This window comes from Rhodococcus sp. H36-A4 (assembly GCF_027158005.1).
Taxonomy (GTDB): domain Bacteria; phylum Actinomycetota; class Actinomycetes; order Mycobacteriales; family Mycobacteriaceae; genus Rhodococcoides.
The window spans coordinates 208764-222414 of sequence record NZ_JAPVLQ010000001.1 but is presented as its reverse complement, the minus strand read 5'-3'; the positions used below and the strand labels follow the sequence as shown (position 1 = coordinate 222414).

At 61.3% G+C, this 13651-nt stretch carries 15 protein-coding genes; 9 read left to right on the top strand and 6 right to left on the bottom strand.

The genetic code is table 11. From position 1 onward, the window contains the following. The first annotated feature begins 28 nt into the window (after positions 1 to 28). Positions 29 to 1174 carry a lipase family protein gene (locus O1W68_RS01015; protein ID WP_269301046.1) on the top strand — a complete coding sequence of 382 codons (1146 nt, stop codon included), beginning with the start codon at positions 29 to 31 and terminating at the stop codon, positions 1172 to 1174. A 26-nt stretch (positions 1175 to 1200) separates the two neighbouring features. Further along, on the top strand, positions 1201 to 1638 hold the full coding sequence (locus O1W68_RS01010; protein WP_269301045.1) for a VOC family protein: 438 nt from the start codon (positions 1201 to 1203) through the stop codon (positions 1636 to 1638). Between the two features lie 288 nt (positions 1639 to 1926). Here the strand turns inward: O1W68_RS01010 and O1W68_RS01005 are convergent, their stop codons facing one another. Further along, positions 1927 to 2604, bottom strand: a complete 678-nt coding sequence (locus O1W68_RS01005) for a HemK2/MTQ2 family protein methyltransferase (RefSeq protein ID WP_269301044.1) — start codon at positions 2602 to 2604, stop codon at positions 1927 to 1929. A gap of 114 nt (positions 2605 to 2718) precedes the next feature. On the opposite strand from O1W68_RS01005, the gene O1W68_RS01000 reads away from it, so the two are divergent. Together O1W68_RS01000 and O1W68_RS00995 are read left to right on the top strand one after the other, a co-directional pair. Continuing rightward, complete coding sequence (locus tag O1W68_RS01000) at positions 2719 to 3159, top strand: SRPBCC family protein (protein WP_269301043.1); 441 nt, start codon at positions 2719 to 2721, stop codon at positions 3157 to 3159. A gap of 151 nt (positions 3160 to 3310) precedes the next feature. Beyond that, entirely contained in the window at positions 3311 to 5419 is a 2109-nt protein-coding gene (locus O1W68_RS00995; RefSeq protein ID WP_269301042.1) for a catalase, read from the top strand. 27 nt (positions 5420 to 5446) lie between these two features. On the opposite strand, the gene O1W68_RS00990 is transcribed toward O1W68_RS00995, so the two are convergent. Together O1W68_RS00990 and O1W68_RS00985 are read right to left on the bottom strand one after the other, a co-directional pair. Next, positions 5447 to 5836, bottom strand: a complete 390-nt coding sequence (locus tag O1W68_RS00990) for an ankyrin repeat domain-containing protein (protein WP_269301041.1) — start codon at positions 5834 to 5836, stop codon at positions 5447 to 5449. 404 nt (positions 5837 to 6240) lie between these two features. Next, entirely contained in the window at positions 6241 to 7236 is a 996-nt protein-coding gene (locus O1W68_RS00985) for an iron-containing redox enzyme family protein (RefSeq protein ID WP_269301040.1), read from the bottom strand. A gap of 210 nt (positions 7237 to 7446) precedes the next feature. Between O1W68_RS00985 and O1W68_RS00980 the strand changes: the two genes are divergently transcribed. From O1W68_RS00980 to O1W68_RS00965, 4 genes are all read left to right on the top strand, one after another. Beyond that, positions 7447 to 8580, top strand: a complete 1134-nt coding sequence (locus tag O1W68_RS00980; RefSeq protein ID WP_269301039.1) for a glycosyltransferase family 4 protein — start codon at positions 7447 to 7449, stop codon at positions 8578 to 8580. Positions 8581 to 8629: 49 nt separating this feature from the next. Next, positions 8630 to 9589, top strand: coding sequence for an ATP-grasp fold amidoligase family protein (locus tag O1W68_RS00975; RefSeq protein ID WP_269301038.1), 960 nt, complete (start codon positions 8630 to 8632; stop codon positions 9587 to 9589). A 206-nt stretch (positions 9590 to 9795) separates the two neighbouring features. Further along, on the top strand, positions 9796 to 10317 hold the full coding sequence (locus tag O1W68_RS00970; RefSeq protein ID WP_269301037.1) for a DUF6230 family protein: 522 nt from the start codon (positions 9796 to 9798) through the stop codon (positions 10315 to 10317). Continuing rightward, positions 10311 to 10733, top strand: coding sequence for a DUF6114 domain-containing protein (locus O1W68_RS00965; RefSeq protein WP_269301036.1), 423 nt, complete (start codon positions 10311 to 10313; stop codon positions 10731 to 10733). The genes O1W68_RS00970 and O1W68_RS00965 overlap by 7 nt, the downstream gene beginning before the upstream one ends. Positions 10734 to 10779: 46 nt before the next feature. Here the strand turns inward: O1W68_RS00965 and O1W68_RS00960 are convergent, their stop codons facing one another. The 3 genes from O1W68_RS00960 to O1W68_RS00950 all read right to left on the bottom strand — a co-directional run bounded on the left by O1W68_RS00960 (position 10780) and on the right by O1W68_RS00950 (position 13083). Then, positions 10780 to 12273 carry an FAD-dependent oxidoreductase gene (locus O1W68_RS00960; protein WP_269301035.1) on the bottom strand — a complete coding sequence of 498 codons (1494 nt, stop codon included), beginning with the start codon at positions 12271 to 12273 and terminating at the stop codon, positions 10780 to 10782. Between the two features lie 127 nt (positions 12274 to 12400). Further along, complete coding sequence (locus O1W68_RS00955; RefSeq protein WP_269301034.1) at positions 12401 to 12670, bottom strand: DUF1622 domain-containing protein; 270 nt, start codon at positions 12668 to 12670, stop codon at positions 12401 to 12403. Further along, complete coding sequence (locus tag O1W68_RS00950) at positions 12667 to 13083, bottom strand: DUF1622 domain-containing protein (protein ID WP_269301033.1); 417 nt, start codon at positions 13081 to 13083, stop codon at positions 12667 to 12669. Before O1W68_RS00950 ends, O1W68_RS00955 begins: the two co-directional genes overlap by 4 nt. Positions 13084 to 13401: 318 nt before the next feature. On the opposite strand from O1W68_RS00950, the gene O1W68_RS00945 reads away from it, so the two are divergent. After that, positions 13402 to 13650, top strand: a complete 249-nt coding sequence (locus O1W68_RS00945) for a hypothetical protein (RefSeq protein WP_269301032.1) — start codon at positions 13402 to 13404, stop codon at positions 13648 to 13650. Position 13651: the final 1 nt, after the last annotated feature.

The following is a 13651-nucleotide window of genomic DNA, read 5'->3' as shown; positions in this document are numbered from 1 at the left end:
CGATACTTCTGGCGCTAGAGTTCCTGCCATGCTCACCGCTGTACGCCACTTCGCCGCTGTCACAACAGTTGCCGTCCTGCTCGTAGCAGGGTCGGCCGCGTACGCCAGTGCAGACGAGGTGAACACCTCACCCGGCACCGTTGTCGCGGTAGAAGATCTTGCCTCGGAACTGTGGTTGCCGGGCGCAGGCGATGCCAAAAGAATCACCTATTGGACTCTCGGATCCGACGGTGCGGCCGCGCTGAGCACCGGAGCGTTCTTCGTCCCCGAGGGGAATGCCCCCGAAGGCGGCTGGCCCGTCATCGCCTGGGCCCACGGCACATCGGGTCTCGACGACAAGTGCACACCGTCCCTCGTCGGCCCGCCCGATCCAGCGCGCGATCGGCAGTACCTCGGGACCTGGCTCGAGCAGGGATACGCGGTCGCTGCGACGGACTACGTCGGGCTCGGAACCCCCGGCATAATGTCGTACCTCGACGGCAAACTGGAGGCGCACAACGTCGTCGATTCGGTGAAGGCATCGAGAACCGTCGAGAAGTCACTGTCCGACAAGTGGGTCGTCGTCGGGCAGTCACAGGGTGGTGGTGCCGCAATCACCACCGCGCGCTACGCTTCCGAATTCGGCGGCCCCGACCTCGACTACCGGGGAGGCGTCGGGACCGGGGTGCCTGCCAACATCGAACTTGCGCTACTTCCCGCAGGCCCCGGATTTCTTCCCATCGCCGTCGGTAAAGGCGTGACGACGTACCTGCTCTACATCCTTGCGGGGTTGCGTTCGGCTCACCCGGAGATCGACCTCGACTCCTACCTGACGCCTCTCGGACGCGAGACCGTCGATCGAGCTCAGACACTCTGCGTCCTCGAAGCTGAAGAAGAGTTCGACGGCATTGTCAGCGGCGACTTGTTCTCCCGCCCGCTCAACGAGATACCGAACTTCTACGGACTGATCAACGACTACATGGGTGTTCCCTTCACCGGCTACGACCGACCGGTGTTCATCGCTCAAGGTCTCTACGACACGGATGTGCCTGCGCCGTCAGCGCTTTCGTTGGTTGCCCAGATGATCGCCAACGGTCAGCCGGTAACGCTGCACACTTATCCCACCGACCACAGCGGCGCGATGCTCGCTTCGCAGGCAGACTCGATCCCGTTCGTCGCAGGGCTCTTTCGTTAGGTGCCCAATGGTGTGACACTGAGGGTATGGACCAGCGAATTCACTTCCTGACCCTCGCAACTCCTGACCTCGACGCTGCGCGCACATTCTACCGCGACGGACTCGGGTGGACGCCCCTGCTGGATGTGCCGGGCGACATCCTCTTCTTCCAGACCGCGCCAGGGTTGGTGCTGGGGCTGTTCGACGCCCAGAAGTTCGTAGAAGACATGGGACGAAGCGGTGGCCCGGCGTCGGTCAGCGGGCTGACGCTCTCCCACAATGTCGACAGCCCCGATGCGGTCGACGCAGTTGTTGCAGCAGCCGTGGAAGCCGGTGCAACGCTGATCAAGTCGCCTCGTCGCGCCGACTTCGGCGGATACCACGGGCACTTCGCAGACCCCAACGGATTGATCTGGGAAATCTGCCACAACCCCGGGTGGAGCATCGACGACAACGGGAACGTCCGACTGACCGAGGTGTCGTAGAGGAACTCGGTGAGCCTGTTGGCACGCAATGCTGAGGCGCCGATCACTACAGCATGACGGAAGTCCACAGATCGTGCGCAGTCGAGGACCGTCCGCGCGAGGGGCATCGTCGGAGTTTCGTCCAGCGGAATTGACTCGATACCTGTGCGCGCGTGTATGTGTCGAGTAGAGGCGCGGCCCCCACCGGTTGGGCCCAACACGTCAGGTGGACTACCTCAAACTTGTTGTTCCACAGGTCCAGCCCGTGCACGGCCGCAGCGGAGATATGGCTGACGACGTTCCCTCAACTCATGGCCTGCGACCTTCGATGACGATCAGTTCCTCGCGGCGACATCCGACCTCGATCAGTCCGGTCGATTCCATCCATTCTGCGCGCTCGCGGAGAACGGGGCCGAAGTCGATTGTTCGACGGCGCAGTACCTCGGCGTCGAGGCCCGTTTCCCTTAGTTTGTCGAGGGACTCTTCGATTCCACAGAATTCGGACTGTACTAAAAGTATCGCGCCACCTGGAGTGAGGAGGTCGAATGCGTTGGTGCACAGTAGGTCCAGTACGACGCGCCCGCGGTCTCCGGCATCCCAGGCTCGGTGTAGGCCCATCCCGGCAGGAGGTTGCGGCGACGGTACGTACGGGGGGTTGGAGACGATGACATCGAACGGCGCATGATGCGATGCGTCGGAAAGGGTTCCTACGCGGGCGTCGACATCGACATTGTTGGTGTCGGCGTTTGCCAGCGCGCAGGCGACGGCCCGTTCGGAAATGTCGTACGCCATCACTTCGCGGGCGCCGCACCGTGCGGCTTGGATGGCGGCGATGCCACTGCCCGTACACAGGTCGAGAACCCGAGCGCGGGCTATTGCGCTATGCGCAGCGATTTCCGCGCACAGAAGGTACGAGTCCTCTTGGGGCGCATAAACACCGTCGTGGACGCTGATGGATGGAAACGAGCGTTCTTGTGTAGCGGTCACCTGGCACCTCCTTGGCGATGGTTAAGTTTCTCCCGCGTTGCAGGCGGGCGAACCTGTCGAAGGAACGCCATAAAACTATCGTCTGTATCGACGAGTTGAGTCATCATCATAGGTATGTCGTCTGGAACTGAACGAATCACCGATGCGAGTGCCGATGCTGTGTGGTCGGTGCTTGCCGATGGATGGAAGTACGCAATGTGGGTGGTGGGTGCGTCCCGTATCCGCGCTGTCGACAGCGAATGGCCGGCACCTGGCTCGGCGATCCATCACTCGGTCGGCGTATGGCCCGTTGTGCTCGATGACACCACGACCGTGCTCGACTCCCAGCCGGGACGGGAACTGCAACTGCGGGCCCGTGCTCTGCCATTCGGGACCGGACACATCACTCTTCGGTTGCATCCGCAAGCGTATGGCTGCCGAATTCAGATGATCGAACACGCTGTGAGCAAGCCCTTCAGCATGCTTCCGGACTCACTGCAGCATGCCGCCGTTCACCCACGAAACTCCGAAGCCCTACACCGACTGGCATTACTGGCGGAACAAGCAACCGGTTGATTAATTGCTCGTGTGATGCGTACTAAATTACCTTTCGGGGTAAGACCGACGCACGCGGTTCAGCAGCCAGCCCGTGACGAGATCCTCGCCGTCCGCCTGCGGACGGCTCACCGCCGACAGGCACCCACGACTTCAACGGAAGAAGGCTCCGATGCCCCCGACACCCCGACCCGATCAGCGTGGACCCGCACCCGTCGGTCCAGCGGGCGCCCCTGACGGTGGCACCGCACAAAGTGGCGAATTCCTGACCACTGCGCAGGGGTTACGCCTCCCGGATACCGACCATTCACTCAAAGTCGGTGACCGCGGACCGACGCTCCTCGAGGACTTCCATCTCCGCGAGAAGATCATGCATTTCGATCACGAGCGCATCCCGGAGCGAGCAGTACATGCACGCGGCGCTGCCGCGCATGGGACCTTCGAGTCCTACGGCTCCGCGAAGACCGTCACCAAAGCAGGGTTCCTCGCGGAGAAGGGCGCCAAAACCGACGTATTCGTACGTTTCTCGAATGTCTTGGGTTCTCGTGGGTCCGCCGACACCGTCCGCGACACTCGCGGTTTTGCCGTCAAGTTCTACACCAACGAAGGCACCTTCGACCTCGTCGGAAACAACATGCCGGTCTTTTTCGTCCAAGACGGCATCAAATTCCCCGACATCGTTCACGCCGGCAAGCCCCAACCCGACATCGAACTTCCGCAGGCCCAGTCTGCGCACGATTCGTTCTGGGACTTCGTCTCCCTGCACACCGAGGCGACCCACCATGTCATGTGGAACATGAGCGATCGCGGCATCCCACGTTCCTACCGCACGATGGAAGGCTTCGGAGTCCACACGTTCCGGTTGACCAACGCCGATGACGAGACTCGATTGGTGAAGTTTCATTGGAAGCCCGTTGCCGGAGTGCATTCGCTCGTGTGGGAGGAAGCTCAGATCGCGGCAGGAGTCGATCCCGATTTTCACCGTAGGGACATGGCCGACGGCATCAAAGCCGGCGCACCTCTGGAATGGGAATTCGGCATCCAGGTCATGCCCGACGACGGCACCGACACTTTCGAGGGCATCGACCTGCTCGATCCCACCAAACTCGTTCCCGAGGAACTCGTCCCGGTGCAACCCATCGGCAAGCTCACCCTCGATGCGAACCCCACCAATTATTTCGCCGAAACGGAACAGGTCGCGTACCACCCAGGCCACCTCGTGCCGGGTATCGAGGTCACCAACGACCCGCTGCTACAGGCCCGTCTGTTCTCTTACCTCGATACACAGATCAGCAGGCTCGGCGGACCCAACTTTGCGCAATTGCCGATCAACCGGCCCCACGCGCCCGTGAACGACATGCTCCGCGACGGTCTACATCAAAGCGCGGTTCATACCGGTCTTGCGCCCTACAAGGACAACTCCATCGACGGCGGGGCACCGACATCGGCAGGCAAGGAAGATCACGGATACGTCCAGACCGAGCGTCTCATCGAGGGCCGAGCGGTACGCGCCAATCCAGTGTCCTTCGATGACCATTTCACCCAAGCGACCATGTTTTACCGCAGCCTCACCTCGGTGGAGCAGGATCACACCGTCGAGGCGTTCACGTTCGAACTGGGCAAGGTATTCGAGCAGTCGATCAAGGAACGCGAACTCGGGGTGTTGGCCAACGTCGATGCCGATCTTTGCGCTCGTGTCGCTGCGGGGCTGGGACTGCCCGCTCCGGACGGATCACCTGCGGAGAATGTCGTGGTTTCCCCCGCGCTGTCCCAGATCATCGATACCCCGGGTCCGATCGCGGGCCGGAAGATCGGCGTCATCGCCGACAGTGGTTCAGACCTGTCCGGTATCGACAAGCTGAGGACGGCAGCGCAGGGACGTGGGGCGACGGTGCACGTCATCGCCGCTGTCGGCGGAGTGCTCGGCAAGGCTGCTCACACGCAGATAATCGAGCGGACCTTCTTGACGGTTCGATCTATCGAATTCGATGCGTTCGTTGTCGCGGGCGGTACTACGCCGTCCACCGATATCAAGCTGGTCGTCCTGCTGCAGGAAGCTTTTCGTCACTGCAAGGCAATCGGTGCCTGGGGTGATGGCACAGCCGTGCTCGAACAGGCAGGGATTGGGACAGCCGACGCTGGAGTCGTGGTCGGAGAGACGGCGGTCAAAGCGTTCAACGACGCGTTACTCGACGCTGTCGGTCTGCATCGGGCGTGGGACAGAGCCCCGGCGGTGATGGCTTCAGCAGTTCCGCCTTCGTCTCCAGCACCGAAGCAGTAGGTCACAACCGAAAGGTAAACGTGAGGCTCACCGGTGCTCGGTCAGCAGCTCAGCCATGTCGTCGAGACCGAAGAACGTGGCGATCGTGGTGGCTGACCGAGTACCGGTGTCCGGGTTGGCATCTGCCGTCAGGAAAAGTTCGACCAGCTCGCGTGAACGTCGAAACACCGCAGCAGCCAACGCCGTCTGCCCGTTGTCGTTGACCCGCTCGACATCGGCGCCGGCAGCGAGAAGTATGGACACGGCCTCGACGCGAGCGTGATACGCCGCGAGGATCAACAGTGTGTCGCCTTTGTCGTTCGTCAGATCGGCAGACCCACCTGCCTCGATGAACGCTGCAAGCCACGTCCCGTCCCCGCTTCGGGCACAGTCGAACGCGTAGCGATATACCTCCAGCACATTCTCACTTGTTGTCATGACGGGCCTGGACGCGATGTTGGGACCGGTTGATTCACACCGATGTGCATCCCCTGTCGACGACGAACCAAACACTGAGCCGCTCAATGCCCGTGGCAGAGCCTCGCAGCGCGAGAACATGTACGTTGCCTCCAAATGGGCACTGCGCGGGCTCACCGTGTACTCCAGCAGAAGGTCCGAAACTACCCGGGCGTCGAGGTCAGTTCAGTGGCGCCAGGATCTGAAAAAACACCGATCTACGAGAAAGCAGCACCGTAATCGGCCGTGGAGGGCTCTCGGTGGCAGAGGATGACTCGTCGCAGTCAATAGTTTATTGATTGAACGATGGAGCTGCCGCACCCCACACGACAACGCAGTCGCCGCAGCAAAATTGAACTGTTCTGCGGCGCAAGCCATCATTCGGTTTACAGTAGCGAACTCGCGCCTTTACCCCAGGCTGACATGATCTTGTCGGCAAGCGCGTCCTCCACGAAAGCCATTGCACGCATCCCGAATACGATGTCTTTTTCCAGATGAGGCTCGGTGCGGATCAGCTCTCCGACCACGTCGTGCCGGAGAATCTGTTCGTGCACCGCATCGGCCTCGACATGTTCGGCGTAGAAGGCAATGCACGGCTTGGGTGCACCGAGACGTTCGAGTCCGGCGACGAATCGTGCCGAACCCGGCGAAGAGGTGATTTCGGTGGCGGCGAAGTGGCCGACGGTGGCACCGCGCAAGCCGCGGTGAAGTCCGAATAGTGACATCAAATTCACCCACGCCAGGGTTTCGGCGGGAACCTTGTCGATGAACCCCAGGTAGGTGCTGTTCATTTCTGCTGCATCCATCAGATTGGCCCACAGTTGCTGGTGGGCGCGATCGCTGCGGCCGCCGCCGTATTCATCGAACTCCACGGCCACGAACGACGCTTTGACCTGGCCTTGTAGTCGCGGGATTGCCCACGCATGTGGGTCGGCCTCTTTGAGATGGTAAATCGATCGGTGCGCGAAATACTCGCGCATCTGCACCCACGAACCCTCACTTTGCAGAAACCAGGACGGACCGTTTCCTGTCTTGGGCTCGATCGACAGGGCTTCCATTTCGGCTACCGCGTCGGTGCCAGGCTCGACATTGTCTCGAAGGTAAGCCAAGAACGTGCTCTCGAGCATGCCTCGAAAACGCAGAATGTCCGGATTCCACTCCCAGGCGTCGTCGACGCCCTGGAATCCTCGGTAGTGGAGCTCGTAGCAGACCGTCAAGGCCAGGTGCAGATCGCGGGAGGATGCCGCCGCCTCGGGAACCGACAGTGGCAAGTCCGTCGTACTCGTATCGATCTTGCCGCTCAGAACTCGCACTACGGCGTTGGACAACTCTCCACAAGGCGCAGGCAAAGCCGGCGCGGTGTGCCGCAAAGTAATCGTCATTACTCTGTTCTACCCTGCCGGCGTCCGTGACAATCCTGAGCGCGACAATAGTGACGCGGAACGCCCATGAATGTCGGCAGAGTTTGTGGCCCTCTCAGATGGGTATTAACCGATCTTGCCGCGCAGGTGCTGCGGCCAAAAATGACGAAGGGATGGACGTGGGCGGTCGGACATGGGTCAGTCGAGTTCAGCACAAGACTGTCGACGTTCATGAGTGCTGAGAGTTTGCGCATTGCACTTATCGCTTCGAACCGCTTTCCGATCAAACAGCCTTTTGCCGGCGGCTTGGAAGCGCACACCTGGCATCTTGCCCACGCGCTCGCCGATGCCGGTCATCAGGTCACACTATTTGCGGGTCCAGGTTCTGATCCGGGACTCAACAGCTCCTGCTTGAGCGTCGATTACCTCAGCCTGAGCGAGCGCGCCAAGGCGGATGTGTCGATGCCTGCCGACGCGTTCATGTCCGACCATCATGCGTACCAGCAGCTGATGCTGGATTTGGCGTCGGACCGGCGCTTCGACGTCATCCACAATCACAGCCTTCACTATCTCCCCATCGCAATGGCACCGAGCTTGTCCACGCCGTTCTTGACCACTCTGCACACTCCGCCCACCCCGTGGATCGAGTCGGCCATCGCCACGTTCAAAGGAATGGGCCCACGGTTCGCCGCCGTCAGTTATCACACCGCGTCGATGTGGAACGGCATTGTCGACGACGTCGATATCGTCCCCAATGGCGTCGACGTGGGCAGCTGGCATCAGGGCGCGGGGGGCCCGTATTTGGTGTGGTCGGGCAGATTCACCCCGGAAAAGGGCCCGCATCTAGCGATCCGAGCCGCAGAGATCGCTGGTTATCCACTCAAAATGGCCGGTCCCGTCTCCGACCCGGACTATTTCTCTCGTGAAATCGGTCCACGCCTGGGTCCGCAGTGTACGTACGTCGGCCATCTCGAACAGAAAGAATTGGCGGCGTTGGTGGGCGGGGCAGCAGCAGCCCTCGTCACCCCGACCTGGGATGAACCTTACGGATTGGTAGTGGCTGAGGCGCTGGCCTGCGGCACTCCGGTGGCGGCATTCGCCCGCGGCGGGATACCAGAGATCGTCACCAACGAGAGCGGAACGTTGGTTCCCATCGACGACGTCGACGCTTTGGCCGCAGCGATACCGCGGACCGTCTCGCTTTCCCGCACCGAAGTACGCGCGCACGCTGTGCGCCGCTGCTCGGCGGAGACCATGCTGGAGGCGTACCTGCAGCTGTACCGGCAGATGATTGCGCACCCGGTGATTCCTCTGCGCTCACGCTGGCCCCATCAGGTATCTACGTCGTCGTATCTGCACGCGTGAACCACCGTCGACTGCCGTCTCACTCGGCACGCACACTTCAGGAGCGTCGATGAGGTACGCCAGGTGGCGCGAACGCAGCACGTTGGTGCGGGGCTGGCGGTTGTTGCGCACCAGGCGTCCGGTCACCTTCACCGACAAAGTGAAATACAAGATGTTAAGAGATCACCGAGACTTGCTGGTGGAGTTCGCAGACAAAGCGGCGATGCGAGGCTACGTCACATCGGTGTTGGGAGAGGGGTACTTACCCGCTGCCTATGCGCTGCTCGATGACCCCGGTCAGTTGGCTGAGATCGACCTGCCCACCGAATACGTTTCCAAACCCACGCACGGCAGTGGTGCGGTTGTCGTCGTCTCGGACAAGGCCGACCCAGTAGCGTCGCTGCCTCCGGTGGAGGCGTGCTGGTCCTATACCCATGTACGTCCCGGCCGCGTCGACCGTGGCCAGCTGGTCGAGATCGCCAGTTACTGGCTCGACCAGCTGTATGGGCAAGGCCCCAACCGGGAATGGGCTTACGGCCGCATTCCCCGCAGAATCATTGTCGAGGAGTTGCTGACTGGGCCCGGCGGCGGAGTCGCCGATGACTACAAGCTGTTCGTCTTCCACGGCCGATGCGAGTTCATTCAAGTTGACACCGGCCGTTTCGGGCGACGCACCCAGGATTTTTATCGCAAACCATGGACGCATTTGCCCCTGAGTGGGGGCCCTCCCCACGCCGATCCGCCTTACCCGCAGCCCGAGCTTTTGGGCGAGATGATCGACGTCGCCGAACGTCTCGCGCGGTCAACGGACTTCGTGCGAGTCGACCTCTATGTCGTGGGCAGTCGCATCGTAGTCGGGGAACTCACCAGCTACCCAGCCGGGGGCCACAGTCCGTTCTCCCCAGAATCGTTCGACGAAGAATTTGGCCGTTTCTGGACCGTTCCCAGGCGGTACGACAATTCGACGCAGTGGCAGTCCCGACCGACAACGCCCGAGATCGGCGAGCCGAGAGGCGAACTGCGTGCGTAAAGGGGCCATTGCGCCCGCAATTTGCCTCTCACCGTCCTTAACGTTGTAATCAAATTTACTACTACACGATCGGCATACCGTGACAATTGCTTACCCGCAGCTCAGAGGGATGGTCGCGATGCGCCTTGCCCACCTCACACCGCTCGGGTTCGATCATTAAGGGCGCAATCCGGCGTGGACGTTTCTTCGCTATCGCCGGTGTTGGCATGCTGGGAGTGACGATCATCGGTGGTGGCATTGCCACCGGTCAACTGCCGATGAACCTGGCGCTGTCCGGTCAACCGTTCACTGCAACGATATCTGCCCTCGGCGCACAGGGAATTACTGTATACCCACGAGCAGTGAGCACTGCTGCAGGTGAACAGCCCAGCATTGCCGTTAAAATCGACCAGGTACAACTGACGGACGTCTGCCTGTCCACAGTGGCGCGAGGGCTGCCCTTCATCGGAGATGTAACACTCTTTGCGCGCGTTCCCGGTGACAACACCACAGCCGAGAGTCTTGTATTGGACGCCGCGTCTGTCGGTGGGGCATTGACCGTCGCTGATGTGCGACTAGGTCTCGATGCAAGTGCGCTTGGTGAGGTGACCGGTTCGCAGACATCCGCGATCACCGTCGGTGAGTCTTCGGCAGCGGTGACCACCGTCGATGTCATTGCGCTCGCCGCGACAGGGGCGTCCTTGCAAGGCCTCGCCGTGAGCGTCGAGGGACGCGAAGCGTCGTGCTGAACAACCCGTTGCCACAGTCCCGCAGTGCACGCTTTCGATCGTGGCGTGCGTCCCGTCCGTTCTGGGGTGGTGCCCTACTCGTGGTTTCGGGGCTCTGTTTGTTGCTGCCGGCCTTTGCGACAATTCGGGTCGGTGATCTGCTCATCTCGATCAGTACGATTTCCGGGGTGTCGACGCTTCTGCTCGGATCGTTGATGCTCGTGTGCGCGGGCACGGTACTGCTACAGCCGGGGGCGCGTGTTCCAGCAGGTGTGGTGGCGATGTTGTTGGCTCTTGTGGCTCTGCCTGCCGCCAACTTCGGTGGATTTTTCATCGGCACACTTTTGGGCGTAGTCGGTTCTGCCGCAGCACTGTCTTGGCGCCGCATCGAGGATGCACCGACAGCCATGCCGTCTACGAACACCGAAGGGGCGTAAGCGGTTCAGGCGAAAATTAGACTGCGGGACTGGCCCATGGTTGCCTTCAGTTATCTCGTGGCGAAAGGTTCGACGTGACCGGGCCTTCGAGGACGGTCCCATCGGCGGCGAAGCGGGAGCCGTGTAATGGGCAGTCCCAGGACATTTCGGCGTCGTTCCATGCAACGATGCCTCCCAGGTGTGGGCAGACCGCCGAGACCGTGTGGGTGACACCATTCACCGTGCAGACAGCCTTGGGTGTTACCCCGCGTTCGATCCTGCCCTGTCCCTCCGCCGGTGGCGGTGACTGCGGGCTTGTGGATAAGGGGGCGATCCATCCTTTGGTCAGGTTCACGGCGACATTGGTGTTCAGTCGAACGGCCTCGACCGCACCGGTGAGCTGACGCACATTCCAACTGTCGTATGCACCGGCCCAGGGAAGATCGCCGCCGAAAGCCCTCTGCGCCAACACCATTGCGGCGGCGGCAGCGTTGGTCATTCCCCACTTGTCGTAACCGGTCGCGACGCAGATGCGGTCGTCCCCGGGGAGCAGCGGACCTGCGTAGGGCAGGACATCGATGGATTCGTAGTCCTGCGCAGACCAGCGATACCGCCGGCTGGCACCGGGGAAGTTTTCGGCGGTCCACTTGTCCAGATCCTCCACTTGGCTTTGCGGAGATGATTCACGGCCGACGACGTGTCCGTTGCCCCCGACGAGTAGCAGATCACCTGTAGGAGTGGGGGCATATCGGAGGGAACGACTCGGTGAGTCCGCGGAGATGTACATGCCCCGCGGGACCGGCCCTTCGATCTCGTACGCGGCTGCATACGAACGCAGTGGTTCCAACCGCGCGAAGAATCCGCCGCGGTCGAGCGTCGGTGTCCCGGTTGCTAATACGACTCGGCCGGCGCGGACCGTACCGCGATCGGTCGTGACGTCGACGTGCCGTAGCCGGCGGTGCACCCCGCGTACCCGAATTCCTTCGGTGATGTGGGCACCTTCGGTGACGGCGTCCTCAGCGAGGGCTTCGATGGCATCCATGGGGTCGAATTGGGCTTGGTTCGGAACCGATACTGCACCGACGACGTCGAAGGGCAATTCGGTCGTGGTGGTGTAACTTGCGTCGATTCCCGCCGCGAGTGCAAGCCGCATTTCTTCTTGCACCGATTTCAGGCCCGCTGCACTGGTGGCGTAGGTGTACGCGGTCTCGCGTTGGACGGCAATATCTCGGGACGCGCAATAGTCGAGCAGCCAGGTCTGGCCGGCTATGTTGCCATCCACATAGCGGCGCACCTGCTGTTGGGTATGTTTCGACGCGATCGAAGACAGCTTGGCCCCCTGCAAAATGCTGATTTTGGCGGTGGTGTTGCCGGTGGTGACGGCTCCGAGTGTGCGGGCTTCGATCACTGCGACGCTGTCACCGCCACGCGCATATAGGAGCGCGGTGATCAGGCCTGTGAGGCCGGCGCCGACGATAACAGTGTCGTATCGCTGCCCGAAATCGACCGAATCGTAGGGTTGGCGTTTCGGCCGGTCGAACCACATCGAGGTCTGAGTCATACTTCGATGTGCCCGGAGGAAGCCGGGCGGAAACCTTGCGCTTCACTTCGCTGATCCAGCGCGCTCTGAGCATGCCTCTGAAGACGCTGTAGCCGACTTGCATGCAGTCGGCCAAAGACGGCTGAGTTCACCGGACGGCGAGCTGTGATCCTGGGGTGGGCGCAGTTCGTCCAAGTGACCAGGTGACGACTTTTCGCAGAAGCACTATCACCGCGACAGTAATGATCGCCCGCCACGGCGCTGCGGCAGTGAGCCGCAGCAGGCCAGCGGCAAGTAGAAAATCGAGTAATACGGGAAGCGCTACGGACAGTCTATGGGTTCTGACGAGTACGGCACTCGCGATGACGACGCCGATGCCTGCGATGAGCGGTGTCAGGTCGGTCAGCAATGTACTCATGGTCGGTCATCGGATGCGTCGGAGTCGTTGCTGGCTTCGCGATGGCGATCGATAATGCGTTGTTCAGCTGCTACCTCGCGGGCGAGGAAATAGTTCAACGCGGTACGTATCGCAGCGATCGCCGCCAGCTTGCCGATCTCGTCGAAACTTGGCGAGATCGCGGTACGTAAAATGTCACTTGCAAGTTGCAGTTCCAAACCCAGGGCGAGGAATCGCCCAAGCCGCAGCCTTACTGGCACGAAAGCGTCGGTATTGCGTTGTGGCAGTGCCCGAACAAATCCGAAGACTGCAATCATCGCCCCGGTGAAGATGACCACTGCGCCCGCGGCTTCGACTAGCCGCACCATCAAGTCCACTGCCGAGCGGAGCAATTCTTCGGGAAGGATTTCCAGGGCGAAAGTACTTGTGCTCATGCCGTCGGGGCTTCTGCAGGTCGACGGGTAATCCAGGACGTGCTCAGATAAGAATTGCTCATTCGGTGAAGCTACCCAGATAGCAGGGGTATCAATCGTGTACCCACCATCGGCTCTTGGCGGTCCGCCCCCATTCGAGTCGGCCTTCAGAGGTCAGGGCGCGAACTATGGCCAGGGCGGCCGTGGGTGCGTCGCCGCTCTTTCATCTCGGATTCGAAGATATGCCTCTTGCCATCTTGTAACGCATCCCGCACTCGGCGTTCCTCGGCGCGAAAGACCGACCAATAATTGTCGTCGAAGTCCTCGACCATCTGAAATGTGTTGGTGGCATTGGCGGCCGTGCCGATGGCCCTTGGATCGGCGACGGCGGAGGCAGCGCCCTGGCATGTGGGTCCGGTCTACAGAGCAGAGATGTCCGGTGAGGGTGGTCAATATTTCTGTTCGAAAGCGCAGGTGCTGGAGCAGGCGTCGCAGTCGATCGTCTTCGTCCCCTGCACGTTCGACGCCGATGCCGGTGTCTGGTTTCGGGTGGTTCTCAGTCCGTACAACTGGGGCTTCAGCTTCTGAA